This is a genomic window from Mannheimia sp. E30BD, from assembly GCF_041807785.1.
Classification (GTDB): Bacteria; Pseudomonadota; Gammaproteobacteria; order Enterobacterales; family Pasteurellaceae; genus Mannheimia.
In genome coordinates, this window is sequence record NZ_JBGTYX010000009.1 from 47526 (window position 1) to 73077 (window position 25552).

General features: G+C 41.0%; 28 protein-coding genes, 3 tRNA genes, 1 rRNA gene and 1 pseudogene. 28 read left to right on the plus strand and 5 right to left on the minus strand.

Annotation, left to right across the window (positions count from 1 at the left end):
* Nucleotides 1–8 precede the first annotated feature (8 nt).
* The 7 genes from ACERCG_RS07160 (at nt 9) to ACERCG_RS07190 (ending at nt 7253) form a co-directional block, all read left to right on the plus strand.
* The gene (locus ACERCG_RS07160) at nt 9–869 is read left to right on the plus strand and encodes an MBL fold metallo-hydrolase (RefSeq protein WP_373611362.1); all 861 of its coding nucleotides are present in this window, start codon (nt 9–11) and stop codon (nt 867–869) included.
* 9 nt (nt 870–878) lie between these two features.
* Nucleotides 879–1793 carry a DMT family transporter gene (locus ACERCG_RS07165; RefSeq protein ID WP_373611363.1) on the plus strand — a complete coding sequence of 305 codons (915 nt, stop codon included), beginning with the start codon at nt 879–881 and terminating at the stop codon, nt 1791–1793.
* Nucleotides 1794–1807: 14 nt separating this feature from the next.
* Nucleotides 1808–2785: an LLM class flavin-dependent oxidoreductase gene (locus ACERCG_RS07170; RefSeq protein ID WP_373611364.1), complete on the plus strand. Its 978-nt coding sequence runs from the start codon at nt 1808–1810 to the stop codon at nt 2783–2785.
* Nucleotides 2786–2982: 197 nt separating this feature from the next.
* Nucleotides 2983–4092, plus strand: a complete 1110-nt coding sequence (locus tag ACERCG_RS07175; RefSeq protein WP_373611388.1) for an S-(hydroxymethyl)glutathione dehydrogenase/class III alcohol dehydrogenase — start codon at nt 2983–2985, stop codon at nt 4090–4092.
* Nucleotides 4093–4164: 72 nt separating this feature from the next.
* A complete protein-coding gene (gene fghA / locus ACERCG_RS07180; RefSeq protein WP_373611365.1) occupies nt 4165–4998 on the plus strand; it encodes an S-formylglutathione hydrolase in 834 nt (277 codons plus the stop codon).
* Between the two features lie 19 nt (nt 4999–5017).
* On the plus strand, nt 5018–6076 hold the full coding sequence (locus tag ACERCG_RS07185; RefSeq protein ID WP_373611366.1) for an NAD(P)-dependent alcohol dehydrogenase: 1059 nt from the start codon (nt 5018–5020) through the stop codon (nt 6074–6076).
* Between the two features lie 61 nt (nt 6077–6137).
* On the plus strand, nt 6138–7253 hold the full coding sequence (locus tag ACERCG_RS07190) for an MBL fold metallo-hydrolase (protein ID WP_373611367.1): 1116 nt from the start codon (nt 6138–6140) through the stop codon (nt 7251–7253).
* A 53-nt stretch (nt 7254–7306) separates the two neighbouring features.
* On the opposite strand, the gene ACERCG_RS07195 is transcribed toward ACERCG_RS07190, so the two are convergent.
* Both ACERCG_RS07195 and ACERCG_RS07200 read right to left on the minus strand, forming a co-directional pair.
* The gene (locus ACERCG_RS07195) at nt 7307–8401 is read right to left on the minus strand and encodes an HlyD family secretion protein (protein ID WP_373611368.1); all 1095 of its coding nucleotides are present in this window, start codon (nt 8399–8401) and stop codon (nt 7307–7309) included.
* Between the two features lie 47 nt (nt 8402–8448).
* On the minus strand, nt 8449–10038 hold the full coding sequence (locus ACERCG_RS07200) for an MFS transporter (RefSeq protein ID WP_373611369.1): 1590 nt from the start codon (nt 10036–10038) through the stop codon (nt 8449–8451).
* Between the two features lie 137 nt (nt 10039–10175).
* Here ACERCG_RS07200 and ACERCG_RS07205 point away from each other — a divergent pair, with 137 nt between their 5' ends.
* From ACERCG_RS07205 to trpS, 9 genes are all read left to right on the plus strand, one after another.
* The gene (locus ACERCG_RS07205; protein WP_373611370.1) at nt 10176–10733 is read left to right on the plus strand and encodes a TetR/AcrR family transcriptional regulator; all 558 of its coding nucleotides are present in this window, start codon (nt 10176–10178) and stop codon (nt 10731–10733) included.
* 337 nt (nt 10734–11070) lie between these two features.
* Nucleotides 11071–11604, plus strand: coding sequence for an isochorismatase family protein (locus ACERCG_RS07210; RefSeq protein WP_373611371.1), 534 nt, complete (start codon nt 11071–11073; stop codon nt 11602–11604).
* Between the two features lie 487 nt (nt 11605–12091).
* On the plus strand, nt 12092–12799 hold the full coding sequence (rppH, locus tag ACERCG_RS07215) for an RNA pyrophosphohydrolase (protein WP_373611372.1): 708 nt from the start codon (nt 12092–12094) through the stop codon (nt 12797–12799).
* 2 nt (nt 12800–12801) lie between these two features.
* Complete coding sequence (locus ACERCG_RS07220) at nt 12802–13590, plus strand: sulfite exporter TauE/SafE family protein (protein ID WP_373611373.1); 789 nt, start codon at nt 12802–12804, stop codon at nt 13588–13590.
* Nucleotides 13591–13597: 7 nt separating this feature from the next.
* Nucleotides 13598–14395 (plus strand): prolipoprotein diacylglyceryl transferase, encoded by a 798-nt coding sequence (gene lgt, locus ACERCG_RS07225; RefSeq protein ID WP_373611374.1) that lies wholly within the window; start codon nt 13598–13600, stop codon nt 14393–14395.
* A 66-nt stretch (nt 14396–14461) separates the two neighbouring features.
* Complete coding sequence (locus tag ACERCG_RS07230; protein WP_373611375.1) at nt 14462–15130, plus strand: phosphoglycolate phosphatase; 669 nt, start codon at nt 14462–14464, stop codon at nt 15128–15130.
* A gap of 70 nt (nt 15131–15200) precedes the next feature.
* Complete coding sequence (locus ACERCG_RS07235) at nt 15201–15461, plus strand: AbrB/MazE/SpoVT family DNA-binding domain-containing protein (protein WP_373611376.1); 261 nt, start codon at nt 15201–15203, stop codon at nt 15459–15461.
* Complete coding sequence (locus ACERCG_RS07240) at nt 15458–15790, plus strand: type II toxin-antitoxin system PemK/MazF family toxin (protein ID WP_373611377.1); 333 nt, start codon at nt 15458–15460, stop codon at nt 15788–15790. The genes ACERCG_RS07235 and ACERCG_RS07240 overlap by 4 nt, the downstream gene beginning before the upstream one ends.
* Nucleotides 15791–15921: 131 nt before the next feature.
* Complete coding sequence (gene trpS, locus ACERCG_RS07245; protein WP_373611378.1) at nt 15922–16953, plus strand: tryptophan--tRNA ligase; 1032 nt, start codon at nt 15922–15924, stop codon at nt 16951–16953.
* Nucleotides 16954–17075: 122 nt separating this feature from the next.
* On the opposite strand, the gene ACERCG_RS07250 is transcribed toward trpS, so the two are convergent.
* Nucleotides 17076–17831 carry a M48 family metallopeptidase gene (locus ACERCG_RS07250; RefSeq protein WP_373611379.1) on the minus strand — a complete coding sequence of 252 codons (756 nt, stop codon included), beginning with the start codon at nt 17829–17831 and terminating at the stop codon, nt 17076–17078.
* Between the two features lie 54 nt (nt 17832–17885).
* Complete coding sequence (gene ppa, locus ACERCG_RS07255; protein ID WP_006248512.1) at nt 17886–18413, minus strand: inorganic diphosphatase; 528 nt, start codon at nt 18411–18413, stop codon at nt 17886–17888.
* Between the two features lie 209 nt (nt 18414–18622).
* Between ppa and ACERCG_RS07260 the strand changes: the two genes are divergently transcribed.
* The 12 genes and pseudogenes from ACERCG_RS07260 (at nt 18623) to ACERCG_RS07315 (ending at nt 25166) form a co-directional block, all read left to right on the plus strand.
* Nucleotides 18623–18698, plus strand: a tRNA-Lys gene (locus ACERCG_RS07260).
* 23 nt (nt 18699–18721) lie between these two features.
* Nucleotides 18722–18797, plus strand: a tRNA-Lys gene (locus ACERCG_RS07265).
* Nucleotides 18798–18819: 22 nt separating this feature from the next.
* Nucleotides 18820–18895, plus strand: a tRNA-Lys gene (locus ACERCG_RS07270).
* 92 nt (nt 18896–18987) lie between these two features.
* Nucleotides 18988–20022, plus strand: a complete 1035-nt coding sequence (gene mltG, locus ACERCG_RS07275) for an endolytic transglycosylase MltG (protein WP_373611380.1) — start codon at nt 18988–18990, stop codon at nt 20020–20022.
* A gap of 10 nt (nt 20023–20032) precedes the next feature.
* Complete coding sequence (gene tmk, locus ACERCG_RS07280; RefSeq protein WP_373611381.1) at nt 20033–20653, plus strand: dTMP kinase; 621 nt, start codon at nt 20033–20035, stop codon at nt 20651–20653.
* A complete protein-coding gene (locus tag ACERCG_RS07285; protein ID WP_373611382.1) occupies nt 20653–21630 on the plus strand; it encodes a DNA polymerase III subunit delta' in 978 nt (325 codons plus the stop codon). The genes tmk and ACERCG_RS07285 overlap by 1 nt, the downstream gene beginning before the upstream one ends.
* A gap of 130 nt (nt 21631–21760) precedes the next feature.
* Nucleotides 21761–22003, plus strand: a complete 243-nt coding sequence (locus tag ACERCG_RS07290; protein ID WP_006248506.1) for a type II toxin-antitoxin system ParD family antitoxin — start codon at nt 21761–21763, stop codon at nt 22001–22003.
* Entirely contained in the window at nt 21996–22280 is a 285-nt protein-coding gene (locus ACERCG_RS07295) for a type II toxin-antitoxin system RelE/ParE family toxin (protein ID WP_006251108.1), read from the plus strand. The genes ACERCG_RS07290 and ACERCG_RS07295 overlap by 8 nt, the downstream gene beginning before the upstream one ends.
* Nucleotides 22281–22284: 4 nt before the next feature.
* On the plus strand, nt 22285–23073 hold the full coding sequence (locus tag ACERCG_RS07300; RefSeq protein ID WP_373611383.1) for a TatD family hydrolase: 789 nt from the start codon (nt 22285–22287) through the stop codon (nt 23071–23073).
* 10 nt (nt 23074–23083) lie between these two features.
* Nucleotides 23084–23605: a DUF1523 family protein gene (locus ACERCG_RS07305; RefSeq protein ID WP_373611384.1), complete on the plus strand. Its 522-nt coding sequence runs from the start codon at nt 23084–23086 to the stop codon at nt 23603–23605.
* Nucleotides 23606–23678: 73 nt separating this feature from the next.
* On the plus strand, nt 23679–24380 hold the full coding sequence (gene lpxH / locus ACERCG_RS07310) for a UDP-2,3-diacylglucosamine diphosphatase (RefSeq protein WP_373611385.1): 702 nt from the start codon (nt 23679–23681) through the stop codon (nt 24378–24380).
* Nucleotides 24377–25166: pseudogene (locus ACERCG_RS07315) on the plus strand (glycosyltransferase family 2 protein). Before lpxH ends, ACERCG_RS07315 begins: the two are co-directional and overlap by 4 nt.
* Before the next feature lie 204 nt (nt 25167–25370).
* Here ACERCG_RS07315 and rrf read toward each other — a convergent pair.
* Nucleotides 25371–25486, minus strand: a 5S ribosomal RNA gene (gene rrf, locus ACERCG_RS07320).
* Between the last annotated feature and the right edge of the window lie 66 nt (nt 25487–25552).

The following is a 25552-nucleotide window of genomic DNA, read 5'->3' on the forward strand; positions in this document are numbered from 1 at the left end:
AATTGCAAATGAAATTCAAGTTATTAACCCTAGCCGCAATGTTATTCTCTACATCTGCCTTTGCCGATGGCGTGCATAGCAATACCATCAAAGCCACCCAACTCACACCAAACGTTCACTTACTTGAGGGGCAAGGCGGTAACATTGCCGTGATTGAAAATGCAGACGCTTTGACGGTGGTGGATACCCAATTTGCCAAAGATTTTGATGACATCAAATCCGCCATTGGCAAAATCAGCCCAAAATCCGTCCGCTATGTGATCAACACACACGGACACAATGATCATACTAACGGCAATGAAGCCTTTGTAAACGCCTTTAACGCCACGATTATCGCCCATCACAATACGACAGAACTTGTTAAAGCGTATAACCAAACCGCCGCAAAGCCAAATACACTACCACATCTCACCTTTGAAAAATCCTTTACTTTTCAACAAGATGAGCCAATAAACTTGCACTATTTTGCTAATGCTCACACCAATGGCGATGTGATTGTGCATTTGTCAAAAGCGAATGTGATTCACGCTGGCGATATTCTGTTCTTTGGGCGTTTTCCCTTTATTGATGTGAAAAATGGCGGCACAATTGACGGTATGATCGGCGGCTTAAATGGCATTGTTGAATTGGCTGATGAGAACACCAAAATCATCGCAGGGCACGGCAATGTTGCAAGTAAAGCCGAGTTACAAGCACACATTCAAATGCTCAGCACGATTAAAGATCGTGTCGCAACATTGAAAAAAGCAGGCAAATCGCTTGCAGATATTCAGGCAAGCCACCCAGCCAAAGAGTGGGAGGCAAGCCATAACTGGAACTTCATTAACCACACGAAATTGGTTGAGAGCGTTTATCAAAGTTTGCCGTAATTTTTCACTATGACATTTATTATTGGACTTTTGGCAGGCGTGTGCATCGCCTGTCAGTCAGCGGTCAATGCCCGCTTGCGTTCCCATCTAGGCTTTGCCTTTTTAACTTCGTTTGTCTCATTTGTGGTGGGGCTTGTTTTCTTGCTTGGCTTGTCGTTGGCACTGGACAATCCGCTTTGGTTTGATAAGGCGACCTTGTCGGCTGTGCCTTGGTGGGCGTGGTGTGGCGGTATGCTTGGTACGATAGGCTTAACCGTCAATGTGCTGATTTTCCCTAAATTAGGCGGTGTACAAACAGCCGTGATGCCCATCTTAGGGCAAGTGCTGATGGGGATTATCATTGATACCTTTGGCTTGTTAAAGTCGGTGCAGATCGCCTTTTCAACCAGCCGAATTTTGGGCATTGTGCTGGTGCTGGCAGGCGTGTTTGTGGCGATTGTCCTCCCTCAAAGAAAACAGCTTGCCCAAGCAGGCGAAAAGCTGTGGTTTTGGCGGGGAGTGGGCGTGTTAGGCGGTATGGCACTTGCCACGCAAGCGGCAGTCAATGGTGAGCTAGGGCGACAACTCGGCTCATCGCTAAGCGGGGCGGTAGTGTCGTTCTTGGTGGGAGCAAGCGTGCTGCTTGTTATCTCCTTATGCTATGAAAAAAGCTTGGCAAGCCTAGCTAGGCCGACCAAAGGGCAGCCGTTTTGGATCTGGGGCGGTGGCGTGCTGGGTGCGTTGTTTATTTTATCAGGCGTGTACCTTGTGCCACTTATCGGCACAGGGCAAGTGGTGATGTTAGTATTATCAGGCTTGATTTGTGGTAGTTTACTGGTGGATAGGCTGGGCTTATTTGGCGTAATTAAAAAGACGATATTACCCGTGCAACTCTTAGGCGTGGCATTGCTACTTAGCGGTGTGGCGTTGATTCGGTTGGTGTAAATATGGAAAAGAAAATGAAATTATCAGCTTTAAGCCTTGTGCCTGTCAGACAAGGGCAAACACATAAACAGGCGATTGAAACTATGTTAAGAGAGGCGAAATTCTGCGAGGAATTAGGCTTTGAACGCTATTGGATTGCAGAGCACCACAATATCAAGGCCTATGCCAGTTCTGCCACGCAAATTTTAGTTTCACAGATTTTGCACCACACCGACCGCATAAAAGTCGGTGCTGGCGGGGTGATGTTGCCGAATCACGCACCATTATTGGTGGCAGAACAATACGGCACATTGGCAACTCTCTACTCAAATCGTGTAGAAATCGGTATTGGGCGAGCCAAAGGCACCGACCCATTTACCGCCAGAGCCTTACGCCGTCAAGCAACCAATCACGATCAAGATGTCGCCGAATTACAAAGCTACTTTGGTGAAGAACAACCGCACGGGGTGAACGCATTACCGGGTGCGGGGACGAATGTGCCGCTTTATGTGCTGGGTTCGAGCGTATCAAGTGCTTATTTTGCTGCTGAACAAGGCTTGCCTTATGTATTCGCTTCACACTTTATGCCAATGCAACAAAAAGAGGCAATGACGATTTATCGGCAAAATTTTAAGCCGTCACAATATTGCTCTAAGCCTTATGTGATTTTTTGCTGGAATCTTGCTATTGCAGACACAGATGAAGAGGCTCACTATAACAATAGTACGCTTATTCAGCTTTTCTTGAATGAACAGCGTGGGATTAATATCCCTGTTCAGCCACCACTTGTACAGATCGACTACCATTCAGCTGCTGAAAAGCGTTCAATAGAAATGCAAACCGCCGGAATATTTATCGGCAGTAAAGAGAGTGCAACTAAGCAATATGCCCACTTCTGCCAAGAATTTGCAGGCGTGGACGAAATAATGTGTACTGGTTATATTTGGGAAGAAGAAAAAATGCTCAACTCCTATCGGTTATTTAAAGAGATTATAGATGAGTATCAGGGCTAGCTCTAAAAGCGGTTGTTTTTGCAAAAAAGTTGCAAAAAACAACCGCTTGAATACTTTATCATCAGTATTCTGCTTTCTAAGCCCAAATATCATATTTCCTTATATCTGAATATCAAAATTATCAATTAGGCATAATAACTGAATTTTTTTATAATTTTATTTTTCATTAATCCTCTAAATAGTAAGTTATGAATATAATCAAATCCCACGCGGCGGTGGCATTTGCCCCGAATGAGCCGCTTAAAATCGTAGAAATTGATGTAGAACGCCCGAAAAAAGGCGAAGTGTTGGTTAAAATCACTCACACAGGCGTATGCCATACCGATGCCTTTACGCTATCAGGGGCAGATCCTGAGGGCTTATTCCCTGTAGTGCTTGGGCACGAAGGTGCAGGCGTGGTGGTGGAAGTCGGCGAGGGCGTAACAAGCGTTGCGGTTGGCGATCACGTTATTCCGCTTTATACCGCAGAGTGCCGTGAGTGCGATTTCTGTAAATCAGGTAAAACAAACCTATGTGTAGCTGTGCGTGAAACGCAGGGTAAAGGTTTAATGCCTGATGGTACAACTCGTTTTTCTTATGAAGGTAAACCAGTTTATCACTATATGGGTTGTTCCACTTTTAGTGAATACACCGTAGTGGCAGAAGTATCATTAGCCAAAATCACCCCTGAAGCAAATCACGAAGAAGTTTGCTTGTTAGGTTGTGGTGTTACCACAGGTATCGGTGCGGTGCATAATACAGCTAAGGTGCAGGCAGGCGATTCAGTAGCGGTATTTGGCTTGGGCGGTATTGGTTTAGCGGTCATTCAAGGAGCAAAACAGGCGAATGCCGGGCGGATTTTTGCCATTGATACTAACCCTGAAAAATTTGCCCTTGCCAAAGAATTTGGGGCAACGGATTGCCTAAATCCAAACGATTTCGACAAGCCGATCCAACAAGTTATCATCGAGATGACAAAATGGGGTGTAGATCATACCTTTGAATGTATTGGTAATGTCAATGTGATGCGTGCCGCATTAGAATCGGCACATCGTGGCTGGGGGCAATCTGTTATTATCGGTGTGGCAGGAGCTGGGCAAGAAATTTCAACTCGTCCATTCCAACTGGTAACAGGCAGAACGTGGAAAGGCACCGCATTTGGCGGCGTGAAAGGCCGTACCCAGTTACCACAAATGGTTGAAGATGCAATGAAAGGCATTATTCGTTTACGTCCGTTTGTTACCCACACAATGGGCTTAGATAAAATCAACGAAGCCTTTGATTTAATGCACGAAGGCAAATCTATTCGTTCAGTCATTCATTATTAGTTATAAGGCGGAAAAATTCCGCCTTTTATATTTGCAAGAAAAGTGCGGATTTTGACCGCTTGTAAGGACATTATGCAACAAATTGAAAACTATCGAATCTTTGAAGGACAACAGCAGGTTTGGCAACATTCATCAAGCACATTAAAGTGTGAAATGAAATTTGCGATTTACTTACCAAAATCTGCTGATACACAGAAATTACCTGTGCTGTATTGGCTGTCCGGCTTAACTTGTACCGAGCAGAATTTCATCACTAAATCGGGCTTCCAGCGTTATGCGAGTGAACATAATGTGATTGTTGTTGCACCGGATACCAGCCCTCGAGGCGAGAATGTTGCTAACGATGAAGCCTATGATTTAGGGCAAGGAGCAGGATTTTATCTCAATGCAACACAAGGCGATTGGTCAAGCCATTATCAGATGTATGATTATATTGTCAAAGAGTTGCCCGCCTTGATTGACGAACATTTCCCGACCAATGGCAAGCAGTCGATTTTTGGGCATTCAATGGGCGGACACGGAGCATTGACGATTGCCTTTAAAAATCCTGATATTTATCAAAGCGTATCGGCATTTTCACCCATTGTCGCACCGATTCAAGTGGCTTGGGGACAAAAAGCCTTTCTTGCATATTTAGGCGAAAATCAGACCGCTTGGCAAGATTACGACAGCGTAGCATTACTTGAAAAGCACCGCCCAAGCCTACCTATTTTGATTGAACAGGGCGATAAAGATCAGTTTTTAAGTGAGCAGTTAAAACCCGAACTTTTCTGCCAGATGGCTGATAAATTAGGCGTATCTTATCAATTTAATTTGCGTGAAGGTTACGATCATAGCTACTATTTTATTGCCAGTTTTATTGGTAACCATATTGAATTTCACGCAAAAAATTTATATTCACTTTAATGTTTAATGGAGAAAAGCGATGACTTACCCTGTAAAATCCTACGCTGCATTTAGTGCAACAACCGACCTTAAGCCGCATTCTTTTGAACGCCGTGAGCTGCGTGAAGATGATGTGTTAATTGATATTCTCTACTGTGGCGTATGCCATTCAGATTTACACACCGCTCGTAACGATTGGGGCTTTACCCACACTTATCCTATCGTTCCCGGTCACGAAATTATTGGTCGAGTAACCAAAGTGGGCAGTAAAGCGAACAAATTCCAAATTGGCGATTTAGTCGGCGTGGGTTGTATGGTAGACTCTTGCCGTACTTGCTCGCCTTGTTCGCACGGTTTAGAACAATACTGCGAACACGGACATATCGGTACTTATGGTTCAAATGACCGTTTTGACGGCACACTCACTCAAGGCGGCTACAGTACAGGTGTAGTCGTTAGCGAAGATTTTGTGTTAAAAGTATCTGAAAAACTAGATACCAAAGCAGTAGCCCCACTTCTTTGTGCAGGCATTACCACCTACTCGCCACTCCGACACTGGAACGTGCAAAAAGGCTCAAAAGTCGGTGTGATTGGCTTAGGTGGCCTTGGACATATGGCAGTAAAATTAGCTACTGCGATGGGAGCGGAAGTTACTTTATTTACTCGCTCGGCAGGCAAATCTGATGATGCATTTCGCTTAGGAGCAAACCGTGTTGTACTTTCAACCGATGAAGCTCAAATGCAAGAAGTGGCTAACACCTTTGATGTAATCATCGACACCGTCCCATATACTCACGATTTAAAACCTTATATTCCAACGCTGGCGTTAAACGGCACATTGGTTTTAGTTGGTTTAGTGGGCGAACTGGAACAAACTATTAACACCGTACCAATGATTATGGGAAGACGCTCAATTGCGGCTTCTGTCATTGGGGGTATTAAAGAGACTCAGGAAATGTTGGATTTTTGTGCTGAGCATAACATTGTGCCAGACGTAGAAATGATTGATATGCAAGATATCAACACAGCTTACGAGCGTATGCAAAAATCTGATGTGAAATATCGTTTTGTGATCGATATGGCGAGTTTGAAAGCTTAAATTGAGCAAATACTAACAACCGATTGAGTGTTAGGCTCAATCGGTTTTCTTTTGGAATAATATGACAATTTTAAGAAAAACGATTAAATTTATACTATGGCTATTCGCTGGCTTAGTACTAATTACCGCCATACTTGGCATTATGCTTTACCGCAACTTAGGCGATTTGCCTGATGAGAACCGATTTAAAGATCTGCCTTATTACAAAAACGGGCAATTTATCAATCTTTATACTGAAGATCTGCCCTATTACCCAGAGCAAGCTACTGGCAAAGGGGGTTTTATCCGTTACGATGGCTATACGCCAAACGGGCGTTTACCAATGGTGGATTTGAATAAACAGACTTTCGGCAAGCCTGAACATTTTGCTTATTATTGGCTTGGACACGCTTCAGCTATTTTGGAATTAGATGAGCAACGCTTTTTGATTGACCCCGTGTTTGATAACGCTAATCCGCTTAATTTTCCATTGATTGCATCTCGTTTCCAAGAAGCACCGATTGAACGTAAGAATTTGCCAGACATTGATGTGGTACTGATTACCCACGATCATTACGATCACTTAGAAGCAAGCACAATGCGATATTTAGCGGATAAAGCCAAGCGTTTTATCGCTCCTCTTGGCGTAGGTGCAAGATTGCAATCTTGGGGTGTGCCGGTAGAAAAAATTACTGAACTAGGCTGGAGCGATTTCACAATGGCAGGCACAGTGAAATTAACCGCCGAACCAACGCAGCATTATAGCTCTCGTTGGACCAACGATCGTAACAAAACCCTTTGGGCTTCTTTTGTATTAGAAGGTTCACAACGTCTTTATTGGAGTGGAGATACAGGCTATGCTCAACATTTTGCTGATATCGGCAAAAAATATGGTGAGTTTGATTTAGCCTTTATTGAGATTGATGCTGCCAATGCAGGCTGGCCGAAAACCCATATGTTTACCAAGCAATCGGTGCAAGCCGCATTAGATTTGAATGCGAAAAAGATGATCCCAATTCACTGGGGCGTATTTAGTTTAGGCAGAAATTCTTGGTATCAATCGATTGATACCGCCATTACTGAGGCAAATTCTCATAACCTTGCTATTGATGTACCTAAAATGGGTGAGAAATATCAAGCGGGCTTTGTTAATGATGATTGGTGGAAAGCCCCTGAATTAAGGCGAATTGAAGAATAATCAAGATACAAGCGGTGCAATTTTGTGAAAATTTTGCAACCGCTTTTTTATCGTTACTCGGCTGTTTCAATCGCAACCACAACCGACATTCCAGCCAGTAAACGTTTTACATTTTCTTGGCTTTGGTCTATTTCAATTTTTACTGGTACACGCTGTGGAATTTTAACGAAATTACCTGTGCTATTATCGGTTTTATTGAGGCTAAATTCTGAGCCTGTTGCAGGAGAAACTTCAATAACTTTTCCTTGTAATTCAGCTTTATTTAACGCATCAACCTTAATTGTTGCAGTTTGCCCTAAACGGATATTTTCCATTTCCGTTTCTTTTAAATTCGCAATCACCCACATTTGGGGTGGAACAAGATAAACCAAATTACCACCAGCAGAAAGCAACTGCCCTTGCTTCACAACAATTTCGCCTAGTTTGCCTGCAACGGGAGCTCTAATTTCAGTATGAGCTAAGTTATCTTCTGCTAAAATCACGCCTGCTTTGGCATTTTCAACTGCGGCGAGTGCAGCTTTCTCATTGGCTCCTACATTAATTACATCTTGTTCGGCAACTTGTTTTTGGGCTTTTGCTTGGCTTAATGCCGCTTGTGCTTTTTTCAAATTAGCTGAGGCAGTATCATATTGCTGCTTAGATGTAGAGTTCGTTTTAATCAACTGTGCTTGGCGTTTAAACTCTAATTGGGCGTTATACACTGCTGCTTCTGCACTCTCAATTGCTGCTTGCATAACATTAACAGAAGCACGAGTGGCTTCACGAGATTGTTTAATCTTACTTAAATTCGCTTCTTGAGTGGCTAAGTTAGCTTTCGCTTGCTCCAGTTGAGCGAGATGGGTTACTGCGTCAATGCGAGCAATCACTTGTCCTGCTTCCACCCTTTGGTAATCGCTCACCAAAACCTCTTTGACATAACCGCCTACTTTGCTACTTAGTAACATTGTTTTTCCTCGTATATAAGCGTTATTCGTTTCTACCGTTGAAGTTTGGAACGGAGGCAATTTCCAAGCATATAAAATACCCAATACACCCGCTAAAATGAGAATAAGCACAAGAATGCTTTTGAATGGGGAGGCTTTTTTCGGCTTCCATTGTTCGGTTTGATCTTGTGGTTCTGTCGTTTCTTGTTGTTCTGTTGTTGTCATTGAATTACCTTTAATTGTTATTCGTGAGTGTAAAATTTGGGAAATGCTTACATCATTGCTTGTAATGCCTTCATCTCTTTTGCCAAAATATCAATGCCTTTAATTTTGCGGTAAATCCATACCACAAAAGCAATTAATGCAAATGCACCGCAAGCAAGAAAAATCAGTTCAAATAAGTCGTTATAGGCGAGCAATGTCGCTTCTATATTTGCATTTTTTATGACATTTCCGACCGCTTGCGGCATAATTGCAGGATCAGTTGCGGTAATATGTTGCGAGATATTTTGCAGATGAACTTTGCTTTGAATAGTAATATAGCTACTAAACATCGCAGAACCTAGCAATGCTCCCATTACCTGCGTTGAGGAATAAATCGCAAGAAAGCTGATAATATGCTGTATGCCTGCCGCAATTGCCCTTAAAAATCCCTCAATAAATACAGGGCCTGCAAAATAAAAGCTCGAGAAGGCGATAATCGCCTGGCTTAGATAAAACTGCTCTGCCCGTGTTTGCTGGCTCACGCCAATGTTTAAATAAGCCCCGATGGCTAAGCCAAACAAAGCAATCATCATACTGCGTCTGATTTCAGTTAATTTCAATGTAACAATGCTTAACGCTAAGCCTGCTAAACCGGCTCCCCACATAATAAGGTTATAAACAGTAAGTTCACTTGCACTTAATCCAAATAAACTAAGAACCGTATTTGCCCCAACCGTTTGTTCAGTGCTGAATAATCGGGTCAGCATTGCGACAAACATAAACATTGCCACTTGTTTGCCCGATACCCAATGCCAGTAAATCATTGGCGATTGGCGGTGGGTTTCAATCCAAAACATCAAGGCAATTAGACCAAAGCTCCCAGCCACTAACCAACCGAGCCACGACGTTGTCCACCACACTAAATTGCCTTGTGTTAAAAAGGCATAAAAGAACGAAATACCAATCGCAAACATCGCAAAACTTAAATAATCTAACCAAGTGAGTGATTGCTGCTTAAAACTTGGCGGTAACGGTAGCCAGCGAATGAACCCAATGCCTATCAACGTAATAGAAAGCTGGAAAATAAAAATCGCCTGCATATCACCATCAATAAATATCAGCGGATACATCAGTTGAGATAAGGTCGGCACAATCTGCATTAAGCCCAGTAACACGGCGATAATAATGATCCGAGTTGCTCCTTCCACCGCCTGCATTCCATAAAATACGGCGAGGGTAAAAAAGCCACTTGTACCAATGCCCAACATTAAGCGTGCAAATAAAACGACAGAGAAATCGTGGGAAAATACTTGCAACAAATTGCTAACAAGCACAACCCATAGTGTCCAGCGGATAAATTTATGCAAGCCAAAATGTTGTCGAACCTTAAACAATAAAGCACCAAAAGTACCGTAGCCCATAAAATAAGCGACTTGAAGCCAGCCGCCTTGCTCGATAGTCAATCCCATATCGCCACGCAGTTGTGGCAGTGTTGCCATCAATAAGCCATTTTGCAAACCTGCCGTAAAGGTCAAAAATAGTGAGATCAAAAAATAGTTTAATTTGCGTTTTGATGGGTGTTCTGGGGTGGCTGGCGAGCCAGAAACCATTGGTAATTCGTGCTTTTTAAAAGTATAACCGTTGGAATTTAAAGACATAAAGTAGATATAAGATCAAAAACGAGGTGTTATTTTAATGAAATTTAATAAATTAAGCAACATATGTACCCTAATTAAGTAAGAGGTAAGAATTTGCTATAATGCCCAAAACAACACATTCAAATTAGGAAATGCATATGACAGCTCTGCCCGTTGGTCGCCCTCGTGATGAAGAATTAACCGAGAAAATATTAAATGCTACCTATCAATTATTAACTGAACAGCTTTATAGCGACATCTCACTTGTTAAAATTGCAGAAACTACAGGCGTTTCTCGTAAAGCCTTGTATAGCCGTTGGAACAATAAAAGCGAGTTAATTATTGAAGCTTTCAACTTATTTAACCCGCCCCAAGTACCACAAGTTTCAGAGAGTATTAGAACACAACTCATTGATTATATTGAACAATCCCTTGTGATTATCGTACAAAACTTTGCCCTATTTCGCGAAGTATTAGCTGATATTCAACACCACCCCAAAACCTTGAGTTTCTTTGAAGAAAATTTCAGTTTGCCACGCCAAGCTATCTACCGAGAAATGCTTCAAAAAGGGGTTGAACAAGGCGAATTCTCTGCCTCATTGAATATTCCTCTTGTAGTTGAAAGTCTTTCTGCAATATTCCGCCAACGTATATTATTAAATAAAGAGATAAATCGAGAATTTATTAAATCTGTAGTGGAGCTGCTTATTCTCTAAGCCAACAAAAAGCTTATTACGTTGATGGACTAGCTGCTTTCACATCTTGATATCAGTAAGGCGGCTGTTTTAAGTAAAAATAACTTAGCAGTAGCGATAGTAAATCTACAACCTACTAAAATTTGGATCATTGAAAGGCTACCTACCATCTAAGAATTTGGCATCTCGAAATACCTATTTCGTTTGCATAAATAAATGTGCCAAACTAGTGGATAATATTGTAACTTTACTTGTCAAGCTGTAATTATTTTCTTCTCTATTAAAAGCCCGTTTCGTAGCCTTATTTTTGCTTGTTTACTGTGCTAAAATCCGATTTCTGCTTTTATGAGGGGTTACAATGAACAGTAAAAATACACTCTGCTTGATTATTGATATTCAGACCAAGCTCGTGCCTGCTATGCACGAAAATCACCGTTTTGTGAATGATTGTGTGAAGTTATTAAGCGGATTGAGCAAGCTGAGCATTCCGTGTATGCTCAGCGAGCAGTACCCTAAAGGGCTAGGGAAAACTGTAAGCCTTGTGAAATCATTCACCGCAAACGCAACTTTAGTGGAAAAAACACAATTTTCTGCATTTTTGCCTGAAATCGAGGCTTTCATTCAACAACATCAGGCTAAAAATATTATTGTTATTGGGGCTGAAACTCATATTTGTGTATTGCAAACGGTGTTAGATCTTTGCAAAAAAAATCTGAATGTCTATTTGCCGATTGAATGTGTTACTTCCCGTACTCTTGAAAATAAACAGAACGGCTTAATGCAAATGCAGCAAGCAGGGGCAATTATTAGTAATATTGAATCAATTTTATTTATGTTATTAAAAGATGCCAAGCACCCTGCTTTTAAAACGATTTCTACTTTAATTCAATAATTTTTATGAGCGCATAAAAAACAACCAATAAAATACGCTTATATTCACACTCCCCTAATAACAACGTAATCATTTGATTTTATTGATTATTTATCATATCGTTATTCGTTACTTTAAGTTATTCACGCCTATTTTGAAAAATTATCACATCTTTATCCACAAATGGTGGGGATAACTCTTCGCTTTTCGATAGAGGTAAAATTCTTGGTTTAGCCATCGCAAAATTTAGGCTTATTTTGGTGAGAAAAAAATCAACAACTTGATCTTTATCCAGATCATTGCTCAAGAAAAAGATCGCATTTTTGGATCTGATTTACATCATTATTTTACAAGCTTCAGTACGGTTACCCACAACTTATACTATATAATTCCAAAAGTTATCCACAAAGTTATTCACAAGCGGTCATATTTTATGGATTTTTTGCAAATCACCCCAAAGTATGAAACAATTCCATTATTCTAAAATTTCATAAAATTAGGTGGTCTAGTGATCGATTTCGATGGCTACCGCCCAAATGTTGGAATCGTCATCTGTAATAAGCACGGGCAAGTTCTGTGGGCAAAACGGTTTGGTCAAAACTCTTGGCAATTTCCGCAAGGCGGGATTAATGAGGGGGAAAACATTGAAACAGCAATGTACCGTGAGCTTTATGAAGAAGTCGGCTTAAGCAAGAAAGATGTACAATTGCTTTGGGCGTCTAAATATTGGCTAAAATATAAACTGCCAAAACGCTTGGTACGCAATGAGGGTTCAGGCCCTGTGTGTATCGGGCAGAAACAGCGTTGGTTTTTACTGCAACTGATTAGCGATGAGAGTTTAATTAACCTAAAAACCACGAAAAATCCGGAATTTGACGGCTGGCGTTGGGTAAGCTTTTGGTATCCTGTCCGACAAGTGGTTTCATTTAAGCGAGATGTTTATCGCAAAGCAATGAAAGAATTTGCACAGGTTCTGCAGAATAATATGCAAAAAAATACGTTCAAACACTTGTGTTTGAACGTTGGCTTTGCCAACGGCTCCGAAGGAACGAGCGTAGCGAGTAATAATAGACTGCTTGAAAAATCTCGTACCGAGCGTGATGAAAAATTTACTCATACGCCTAAAAAATCCTTTCAGGACTCCGCCAAATCATATAAACGGGAAAATCGCAAACCGTATCGAAGTTGGTATCAACATAACCAAAAAGGAAAATAATAATGACTATTTTGTTAAGCTGCCTTTTTTTAGGGGTATTTGTTGGCTTTTTAGCTGGATTATTCGGCATTGGGGGCGGTTTGATTATTGTCCCAAGTTTGGTCTTTTTACTGCCAATGGCAGGTGTGCCGCCTGAATATATAATGTCCACCGCATTGGGCACATCGTTCTCTACCATCATTATTACTGCATTTTCGTCCGCTCAACGCCACCATAAATTAGGCAATGTTGATGTACAAACCAGTAAATCCTTTATTCCTGCATTAATGATCTCAGTATTTTTATCGGCCTTAGTGGTAAGCAAATTCGATCCGCAAATTATGTCGAAAATCTTTGCGGTAATGGTATTATATCTGGCTGGTAAAATGCTTTTCACCTTGAAAAGAGCCCCGAAAAATAAACCGCTTACCTTACAAACTACACTTGTAGGAGGGAGCGTGATTGGAGCTTTATCTAGTATGGCTGGCATTGCAGGTGGAGCATTTATTGTGCCGTTTTTAAGTGATCGTGGCTTAGACATCAAAAGAGCCATCGGTACATCGTCATTTTGTGGAGCATTTTTAGGTTTATCTGGCACAATCAGCTTTATTTTGAGCGGCTGGGGCTTAGAAGGAATGCCTGACTATTCATTAGGCTATGTTTATCTACCTGCACTACTTGGTATTACTGCCACGTCTTTTTTTACCTCAAAAATGGGAGCAAGTGCTGCCAATGCGTTACCTGTTCCGATGCTAAAAAAAGCCTTTGCAATGTTGCTTGTGGGTATCGCTATTAATATGTTTTTAAAATAAGGAAACTATGAACGAACAATTTATTCAATTTCCACAAATAAGCCCTATCGTTTTTGAAATTGGCCCGATTGCCCTACGTTGGTATGGCTTAATGTACTTAGCAGGTTTCGTTTTTGCTTACTGGCTCGGAATGAGACGAGCAAAAAATTCTAACGGTGTTTGGACAACCGAACAAGTCGATAGCCTAATCTACACTGGCTTCTGGGGCGTGGTATTAGGCGGACGCATTGGCGATGTTTTTTTCTATAACTTCGACCGTTTCTTGCAAGATCCACTCTATCTTTTCCGCATTTGGGAAGGAGGAATGTCATTTCACGGCGGCTTAATTGGCGTGATTGTGGCGATGATTTGGGTTTCCTACCGTCAAAACCGTAGTTTCTGGCAAACCGCTGACTTTATCGCACCGCTCGTACCATTCGGGCTAGGAATGGGGCGTATCGGTAACTTTATTAACGATGAACTTTGGGGGCGTGAGACTAATGTGCCTTGGGCGGTATTATTCCCAAGCGGTGGCTATCTACCCCGACACCCATCACAACTCTACGAAGCCTTCTTAGAAGGTGTGGTGTTATTGCTGATCCTCAACTGGTTCATCAAAAAACCTCGCCCAACAGGCTCTGTAGCCGGCTTATTTTTAATTGGCTATGGCACATTCCGCTTTATTGTGGAATATTTCCGAGAAATAGACCACAATGTAAACACTACGGCTGATTTAATCACTCGTGGGCAACTGCTCTCTTTACCGATGATTATCGGTGGAGCTTTGATTATGGCGTGGGCGTATAGAGTAAACAAAGTAAAATAATGACAAGCGGTCGAAAATGGCAAAAAATTTGCATAAAACGACCGCTTGTGTTTTTAAGGACATACTATGACCAAAAAATACAAAGTAATTGGTTTCGACTTAGACGGAACGCTAATTAATACCCTCCCCGATTTAACCCTAGTCGCAAATGCGATGTTTTTAGAAGCCGGCTTTCCAACGGTTACGCAAGAAAAAGTACTAACTTGGATTGGCAAAGGCGGAGATATGTTCTTCCAAAATGCCATTGCTCACACGGGTAAAATTTTCCAAGCCGATGAATTAGTCAAAATGCGTATGAGCTTTGATAAATACTACGCTACCTATGTTTGCGAAGAAAGTACGCTCTTCCCCAATGTAAAAGAAACCTTAGAAACATTAAAAGCCAAAGGCTATCCGCTCGTTGTGATCACCAATAAGCCAACTAAATTAGTTGAGCCTGTACTTTCGGCTTTTGGCATCTACCACTTATTCGATGAAACCTTAGGTGGGCAATCCCTGCCTAAAATTAAACCCCACCCAGACCCAATGTGCTTTATCTGTGAAAAATTTGGCATTACCCCACAAGAACTGCTTTTTGTTGGCGACTCTGAAAATGATGTTATTGCAGCGAAAGCCGCAGGCTGTGATGTAGTGGGGCTAACTTATGGCTATAACTACAATATCCCGATTGAGCAATCAGAGCCAACTTTTGTTACCTCTGAGTTTAAAGATGTGTTAAAGATTGTTGAAGGATAAAAGAAAATATTTGTTTTCTTTTATCTTTATTTTAAAATTTTCCTCATCAAAATTTTAAAGGAGAAAAAGAATGCCAACAATCTCATTACGCCAAGTTGGCGGATCAGTGGCAATGGTTATTCCCCCAGCATTCTTACAAGCCTTGCAACTTTCTGTGGGCAGTAAAGTGGATTTATCCCTCAATGAGGACAAAATAGTGGTAAATCCTGTTCGCTCCAAAGTGAAGTATAGTTTAGACGAGTTATTAAATCAGTCCGATTTTGAGGCTGCAAGAACTGAAGAAAGCCAAGAGTGGTTATCAGCCCCTACGGCCGGGAATGAAATTCTATGAAACGTGGCGATATTTATTGGCTTGACCTTGATCCAACATTAGGACACGAACAAGTAGGTTTCCGCCCTGTCGTGATTGTATCGGCAACCGCATTTAATTTAGCCAGTAAATTACCTGTTGTTGTGCCTATTACAAACGGTGGAGCTTTCGCTGAACGACTAGGGTCTGCCGTTTCATTAAAAGAAGCTAACCTAAAAACAACGGGTATTGTACGTTGCGACCAACCTAGAACCGTAGATATTAGCCAGCGTAACGGAAAATTTATTGAAACATTGCCTGAAAATCTGCTAGATGAAGTAATGGCTCGGGTTTCAGTTATTTTTGAATAAGTTCTCAATAGCGGTTGTTTTCTTAATCTGTTTTACAAAACGGTTAGAAAAAATAACCGCTTGCACTTTTATCCCATTTCAATAACCGTTAAGATAACCACATATTTTTCAATACAAAACGAGATTATAAAATGACCAAACCTATCGTATTTAGTGGCGTGCAGCCGTCTGGGGAATTAACTATTGGTAACTACTTAGGAGCGTTACGCAACTGGGTAAAAATGCAAGATGATTACGATTGTGTCTATTGCATTGTCGATCAGCACGCTATTACAGTGCGTCAAGATCCTGAAGCCTTGCGTAAATCCACCTTAGACGTGTTAGCTTTGTATTTAGCTTGTGGAATTGATCCGAGCAAAAGCACCATTTTTATTCAATCTCACGTCCCTGAACACGCTCAATTAGCGTGGGTGTTAAACTGTTACACTTACTTTGGCGAAATGGGGCGTATGACGCAATTCAAAGATAAATCAGCTCGCTACGAAGAAAATGTAAACGTCGGTTTATTTACTTACCCTGTGTTAATGGCAGCAGATATTTTACTTTATCAAACAAACCAAGTGCCAGTAGGCGATGATCAGAAGCAACATTTAGAAATCACCCGTGATATTGCTAACCGCTTCAATGCGTTATACGGCAAGAAAGATGCGGAAGGCAATGTGATTGAACCTGTATTCGCTGTGCCTGAAGTCTTTATTGCGAAGTCTGGGGCGAGAGTGATGTCATTACTTGAGCCAACCAAAAAAATGTCAAAGTCAGACGATAACCGCAATAACGTAATTGGTTTATTAGAAGATCCGAAAGCCGTTGCGAAAAAAATCAAACGTGCGATGACCGATGGCGATGAGCCACCTGTGGTGCGTTATGATGTACAAAATAAAGCGGGTGTATCTAACCTATTGGATATTCTCTCAGCGATTACAGGAAAAACCATTGCGGAGTTAGAAGCGGAATTTGAAGGTAAGATGTACGGTCATTTAAAAACTGAAGTGGCAGATAAAGTTTCTGAGCTTTTAACCAATCTACAAGAACGCTACCACCACTACCGCCAAAATGAAGCATTGCTTGAACAAATTTATCGTGATGGTACAGAAAAAGCACGCGCTCGTGCTAAGGCAACGTTAGATAAAGTGTATGAACTTGTAGGCTTTGTACGTTATTAATGCTGTACTATTTGTAAAACTATAGGGGCTAATTGCAATTAGCCCCTACGTTTATAATGCAGTTGTTTTTTCTAGTACAACTAGAGATTTACAAAAAATCTGCCAAAATTAACCGCTTGTAATTATTTACGAGCGTTATAAATCTTCATTGCTTCTGGCACAAGGAGAGCTAAATTCGCTTGGCGCTCCGCATTTGATGGGTGTGTTGAAAAAATCGATAAACCAGAATCTCCGTTTGCTTTGCTCATTTTAATCCACACATTTGGTGCGGCTGATGGGTTATAGCCTGATTTTGCCATTAACATCAAACCCACTTCATCGGCTTCTGTTTCTTGACTACGAGAGAACGGTTTGGTTGCAATTAGATCTACGCCTGAGCTTAATAAACCTTCTGTACTCACACCTGTTGAAGCAGTTACTGCAATATCTGCAATCGCTCCTACAATACCGCTAATCATTGTTACTGTACGGTCAGATTTACTATGTTCTTTTAAGGCGTGGGCCATCTCGTGTCCCATTACTACCGCAATTTCATCATTAGATAAATTCAATCTTTCCACTAAACCTGTGTAGAATGCCATTTTACCGCCCGGCATTGCCCACGCATTGAGTTCATCAGATTTTAAAACCGTGATTTCCCAATGGAAAGGTACGCCCGTTTCATTTGACTGCTCCGCATAAGGCTTCATTTTATGAAATACCGCATGTACACGTTTTGCCGTAGAAGATGTTGTATCGATGGCATTTTGCTGGCGGGCTTGCGATTTAACCTGTGCATAACTTTGTGCCGCTTCTTGGTTAATACTTTCTGTTGTCGCACAAGAAACCACCGCAGTGGCTACAAAAACTGAAAGACCTAATTTTTTAATAAAATTCATATCGATTTCCCACAAAAAATGCCAAACAAATCTGCTTGGCATTCAGATCAAAAATTATTTTTTAGCACGCTCGAAAGATTCTAAGATTTCTTGGCGGGCTTCGTTTACATCGCCCCAACCTTCAACTTTCACCCACTTGCCTGCTTCTAATGCTTTATAGCTTTCAAAGAAGTGTTGGATTTGTGCTTTTAATAATGCCGGTAAATCACCCACATCTTTAATGTGGTCGTACTCTTTGCTTAATTTAGTGTGTGGCACAGCAACCACTTTGGCATCACCACCCGCTTCGTCAGTCATTTTTAACACGCCAACCGGACGGCAACGGATTACAGAACCCGGTTGTAGTGGGTATGGTGTTGGTACTAATACATCTACTGGGTCGCCATCAGACGATAAGGTGTTATTCACATAGCCATAGTTTGCTGGATAGAACATTGCTGTTGCCATAAAGCGATCTACAAATAATGCGCCTGTTTCTTTGTCCACTTCATATTTGATTGGATCTGAATTTGCAGGGATTTCAATAACAACATAAATATCATCTGGTAACTCTTTACCAGCCGGAACTAATTCTAAGCCCATTTTGGTTTCCTTCTAAAATTGATGGTTAAATAAACGGCGTGATTATAGCTTATTTTCAGAAAAAGATAAAAGCCCGTTTGTATTTTGTATCAAACTGTTTAATTTTCCGTAAAATTGCTTATAAACCATACACTTAACACTATTTAAATAAAAAAAACTTGCTAAACTTTCAAAAATCCGTATGATATGCCCTCGTTACGCAAGATTATGGGTCATTAGCTCAGTCGGTAGAGCAGCGGACTTTTAATCCGTTGGTCGAAGGTTCGAATCCTTCATGACCCACCATTTAATCTTCAAAACACCTCTTTGGGTCATTAGCTCAGTCGGTAGAGCAGCGGACTTTTAATCCGTTGGTCGAAGGTTCGAATCCTTCATGACCCACCATTTAAATTTCAAAATCCCTCTTGGGTCATTAGCTCAGTCGGTAGAGCAGCGGACTTTTAATCCGTTGGTCGAAGGTTCGAATCCTTCATGACCCACCATTTATTCAAATCACATTTGCAAATTTTTCTGAAAAAACGACCGCTTTATAGTAGAATTTAACTCGTTTTTCCTTAACTATTATTCAATTTCAATGTTAAAAAAAATCCTTATTGCATTAGGTTTAGCTGGAGTTATCGCCTGTGGTGGCTTATTTTACGGCTACCAAAAATTAAACTCGTTGGCAGAGCACCAAATCACGACACAACCAGACCAACTTTTCGTACTGGAACGAGGCGTTTCTAGCCAAAAACTTGCTACTCTATTAGAAGAGCAAGGCATTGTTACCCACGATGATGCCGATCTCCTCCCCTATTTGATGCGTCTATACCCAGAATTAAGCAAATTCAAAGCAGGTGCTTATTCATTAAATGGTTTAACTACGGTAAAAGATTTACTTGCCCATTTAAGTTCGGGTAAAGAAGTGCAACTTAACGTTCAGCTTATTGAAGGTAGAACCTTCAAAGCGTGGCGTGAACAACTTACTCAAGCGAAATATCTACAACAAACACTAAAAGATAAATCAGAAAAAGAGATCGCAGAATTGCTTGATATTCCACACGAAAAAATGGAAGGCTGGATTGCTCCCGATACTTACAGCTACACGCCAAATTCCACCGATTTAGCACTACTCAAACGAGCTTACCAAAAGCAAAAAACAACGTTAGAACAGGCGTGGCAAAATAGAGCAGAAAATCTACCGCTTGCAAATCCGTATGAGATGTTAATTCTTGCCTCTATTGTGGAGAAAGAAACTGGCATTGCAAGCGAACGCCCCCAGGTAGCTTCTGTGTTTATTAACCGCCTACGCATTAAAATGCGTCTGCAGACCGATCCAACCGTAATTTATGGTATGGGCGACCGCTATGATGGCAATATTCGCCGTAAAGATTTAGAGGAATATACGCCATACAACACTTACCAAATCGATGGCTTGCCTCCAACACCTATTGCAATGCCGAGCGAGGCTTCAATCAAAGCAGTGGCAAACCCGGATAACACGTCATATTTATACTTTGTGGCAGATGGCACAGGCGGGCACAAATTCAGCCGAACGTTGAGTGAGCATAATAAAGCTGTGCAAGAGTGGATTCAAATTGAACGCAAACGCAAAAATGAACAAAAATAGTGAGAACAATATGCGTGGAAAATTTATTGTGATTGAAGGCTTAGAAGGTGCAGGCAAAACCACCGCCCATCAAGTAATTTTAAAAGAGTTAGAGCAAGCAGGCATTAAAGATGTTGTGATGACTCGTGAGCCGGGCGGCACTCCCCTTGCGGAAAAACTTCGCCATTTAATTAAGCACGAAACCGAAGAGCCTGTAACCGATAAAGCGGAATTATTAATGCTCTATGCAGCCCGTGTTCAGCTGGTAGAAAATGTGATCAAACCTGCTCTTGCTGAAGGTAAATGGGTGCTAGGAGACCGCCACGATATGTCTTCCCAAGCCTATCAAGGTGGTGGACGCAAACTAGATCGCAAATTGCTTGAAACCTTAAAAGAATCGGTGCTTGGTACATTTGAACCTGATTTAACGATTTATCTCGATATTGATCCTGTTATCGGCTTAGAACGAGCCAGAGGCAGAGGCGAGTTAGACAGAATTGAGCAACAAAGTTTAGATTTTTTCTACCGCACCCGTGAGCGTTATTTAGAGCTCACGCAAAATAATGATAAAGCAGTCATCATCAATGCGGAGCAACCTATTGAAAAGGTTACCGCAGATATTCAACAAGCAATCAGAAATTGGCTGAAATAATGTATCCTTGGCTTCAAAATACATACCAACAAGTTACCAACTCTTTTTTACAAGGGCACGGACACCACGCCCTACTATTTAAAACTGATGTTGGGCTTGGCACAGACACTTTAATCGAAAAAGTGGCTGAGTGGTTACTTTGCACCGAAAAACCAAGCAATGATCCTTGCTCTCAATGTAAAAGTTGCCAACTTACCCAAAGTAAAAACCACCCTGATTTCCATATTTTAGAGCCTATTGAAGGGAAAGATATTGGTGTTGATCAGGTACGAGAGCTGATCGTGAGCCTACAAAATTTCGCTCAGCAAGGCGGAAATACTGTTGTTTATATTAGAGGAGTAGATCGCCTAACTGAAGCCAGTAGTAATGCTCTGCTCAAAACATTGGAAGAGCCACGAGAGAATGTCTATTTCTTACTGGAAGCTCCCTTACAATCTAGCGTATTAGCCACTATTCAAAGCCGCAGCCAAACGTGGGTGCTTTATGTTCCGCAAGCTGCAGAAGTAATGCAGTGGCTACAAACAGAATTTCCAACGACCTCAACCAGCGAACTGGAAACCGCTCTCCGCATTTGTCGCTCTCGCCCGCTTATTTGCAAAACTTTTCTGGAAAATGACCGCTTGCAACAGCGTAAAACGTTCCTGCAAACCTTCTGGCGTTTCTACAAAAGCCGAGATGTGGTGCTGCTTTTCCAAGCCTTTGATAAAGAAAAAGAAGATATTTTACAACAACTCGAATGGCTCGAAAGTTTCTTCAACGATGCCCTCAAAGCCAAAATGAACATCACACAAGGTTGGATCAACCCAGATCTGCAAAACGGCATTATCCCTTTCAGCCAACAGCTCACCGCTCACGGTTTACTGCAAGGGCAACAAATCCTCCACCAAACCCAGCGGGATTTAACCGAAATCAACGCTGTCAACCCGGAATTGATGTTGCTAGATTGCCTGACGAAGTTGGTTTTGGTGTTTGAGTAAAAGCCCTCCCTCATAGAAGGTAGCTTTTAATTAGCCGTAAAAAGAGGCTTCTAGCCCTGTAATATAGTTTATAACTTGCAAAATTATTTATCTTTGTTATTGTATGAATAATTCACACAAGGAGAATATTATGGCAAGAACAACCAGCGTGACTTTAGGCGAACCTTTAAATGATTTTGTGAATGAAATGGTGGCAAGTGGGCGTTATGGCTCTACCAGTGAAGTAGTGAGAACCGCTTTACGAATGCTTGAGGAAAAAGAGCAATACTTAGCTCAGTTGCGACAAGCCATTGATGATGGTGATGCTAGTGGTTATGCAACCGAAACGATTGATGAAATGATGTTGAGAGTAAAGGCGGAACTTAATGTATAAACTTTCTGCTCAAGCACTCCGAGATCAAGAGAAACTTTTTCGTTACAGTATCTCTCAATTTGGTGTTCAACAAACAGAATCTTATTTTGCAGATCTAAAGCATATTTTGAATTTATTAGCTGATTTTCCAACAATGGGAACTTCTGCGGAACATATTCGTGGTGGCTTGCGAATGCACACACATCAATCTCATACAATTTATTATCGAATAAAAGCAGATCATATATTTATTGTTCGCATCTTACATAACCAAATGAATCATAAACGCTATATTTAGAAAAATGAAAGACTTATTTATCATAGACTCACATTGTCATCTAGATTCTCTAGACTACGAAACCCGACATAAAAATATTGATGAAGTGATTGAAAATGCGAAAGCTCGTGGTGTTCATCATTTTCTTTCTGTTTGCACAACCGTTGGGCGTTTTGAAGCAATGAAAAACTTAACTGCTCATCGCAATGATGTCTCACTTTCTTGCGGCGTTCACCCATTAAACGTGGAAGATGAACCCTTTGATTACGATAAACTTTTTGAGTTTGCTCAAGATCCAAAAGTGGTAGCGATTGGCGAAACCGGCTTGGATTATCACTATACACCCGAAACCAAAGCATTACAGCAATCGCTCTTTGTTCAGCAAATTGATATTGCGAATAAGCTGAATAAACCGCTTATTATCCATACTCGTTCTGCCCGTGAAGATACAATGGATATGCTAGAACAAAACAATGCTGAAAAATGCGGGGGTGTTTTGCACTGCTTCACCGAAGATTGGACAATGGCAAAGCGTGCCCTAGATATTGGCTTTTATATTTCAATTTCAGGTATTATCACGTTCCGCAATGCGGAAGAATTGCGAGATGTAGTCAAAAAAGTGCCATTAGATCGTTTATTGGTAGAGACAGATTCACCTTACCTCGCTCCTATTCCTTATCGAGGAAAACCGAATCAGCCCGCTTATGTGCGAGAAACCTGTGAATACGTTGCGACATTAAAAGGGGTCTCAACAGAAAAATTCGCTCGCATTACAACGGAAAATGTGCAAAACTTATTTAAAATTCAATTATAAGGAACAGAATATGAGAACTATGCTCAAATATTTTCTAATTTTAGTCTCACTTGCCTTTTTTATTGTGTTAGGCGGTGCAGTGAATTATGCGATGCCAAGCTATGAAGAAACGCTGGTAACAGGAATGGAAGTTCGCCGAATGGATAAAGATGGCGTTATCAGCAAAGCAAACCCGGCTGATGGTCAAGTGCGTGATGTTTACTTCCTCTTTACCGAAGACCCCGAAACGAAAAAAGTGATGGTTTACCGCAACGAAGACACAGGCTGGGGTTTACCACCTTACTTCAAATTCGGCTCTGCAGATATTCAAGCAAAAGCACAAGCCTACGCAAATGAGAAGCAACGTGTACAAATCAAATACTATGGCTGGCGTATTAACTGGCTAAATGAATTTAGAAATATTGTTTCTATCAAGCCATTAGCCGAAGCGGAAACGGTAAGTAAACCGATTATGAGCTATATACTTTATGCCGTACTCGCGTTCTTATTCTTCCTCTCAGTACAATTTATTCGCGGTATCTTTAAAGATTAAGCCAATTAAACCTTTGACAAACGGTTCGATTTTGTAAAAAATTGAACCGTTTTCTTTTTATCATAAATATCAAATGACTTACTATTTTATTGCCGATCTGCACTTAAACGAAAATCAGCCTGAAATCACCCACCTCTTTTTGCAATTTATGCAAGAAAAAGCACCGCTTGCAGAAGCGGTTTATATCTTAGGCGATCTGTTTGATTTCTGGATTGGTGATGATGAAGAATCTGAACTTATTTCGACCGCTAAAAATGCGATTAAAACTCTCACTGCAAGCGGTACAAAATGCTATTTTATTTGCGGAAATCGTGATTTTTTAATTGGAAAACGCTTTAGCGAACAGACAGGTATGATTATTTTACCTGATTACTACGTTATTGATTTATTCGGTACGCCAACCTTACTCTGTCACGGCGATACACTTTGTACTGATGATGTGAAATATCAACAATTCCGTAAAAAAGTCCACCAAAAATGGCGACAAGCTATCTTTTTGATGTTTCCACTTTCTTGGCGAATTCGCATTGCGGAGAAAATCCGCTCTAAAAGCAAACAAGAAAAGCGTGATAAATCCGCTGAAATTATGGACGTAAATGCCGAATTTACCACTCAAATTGTATCCAAATTCAACACAACTCAACTTATACACGGACATACCCATCGCCAAGCAGTTCATCAGCATAATGGATTTACACGCATTGTATTGGGCGACTGGAAAGAAGATTACGCTTCTATTTTAAGCGTAACCCAACAAGGAGCAGAATTTATATGATTGATGTCATTATTCCTTGCTACAACTCTGAAAAAACGCTTGTTCGTGCCGTCCAAAGTGTACTAAATCAACCTGAGTTAAATTTACTATGGCTTATTGATGATGCTTCAACGGATAATACGCTTGCTTTAGCCAAACACTTACAAGCTCAAGTACCCGATAAAATTAGGGTGGAGAGAATGCCTCAAAATGGTGGTGTAGCAAAAGCTCGTAACTGGGAAGCATTACAAAGCGAAGCAGCTCTAATCGCCTTTTTAGATGCAGATGATGCCTACGAAAACGGAGCATTACAAGTAGCTGAAAAGATTTTTGAATTCAAACCTGAAACAGCGTTAGTTCGCCTTGCATTAAAGGCAATTAACTTAGATGAACGCTACAGCTCTCACCCCAATTCTGATTTAGCTTGGCAGCATATGCGAATGACCTGTGGAGGAAATGTAGTGTTCCGTCGTTCATTTTCTTAGCTTGTGGTGGCTTTCCACAACATCAACTCTTTAGAGAATTAGGCGGAGAAGATGGAGCATTAGGCATAGCCACTACACAAATTAGTTCTGTAGCGACTGCGTTCAATGATATGGGCGTGTTACATTACTGTCGAGAAGGTATGCACGCAGAAAGATTATTAATATGCGATTTTATTTAACGAAAAAGATTCTAATATTACTGAAGAAAAATTCAGCAAGCCAATCTAATTACAGAAACCATCACTAATAACTTAAAAGCTTGCAAATCTGCCTTAATAGTAAAGATATTGGTATTAAGCCTTATACTCTGGAATGGAGCTAAATAACTAGCTGATTCGTAAATTTTTCCTAAAAACAACCGCTTGTAGCCCTAGAATTTAGCTTTCCTATTCCTCTCTGCAAGCGGTCATTTTCCTTCACTTTTCTACAACATTAAATTTGAAACTTAAAATTTAAACATCCACAACACCATTAAATAGCAAAAACCCCTTAAGTATCTCTACTTAAGGGGGTTCCTAAATTAATAACCCGACGATGCTCTACTCTCACATGGCGAATCACCACACTACCATCGACGTTACTGCATTTTACTTCTGAGTTCGGTATGGAGTCAGGTAGAACCACAGCACTATGGTCGTCGGGAAAATCTTGTTGATTTTCTGTCTTCTCTATTTTTTCGTTCTTTAATCTAAAAACAAGCTGTCACAT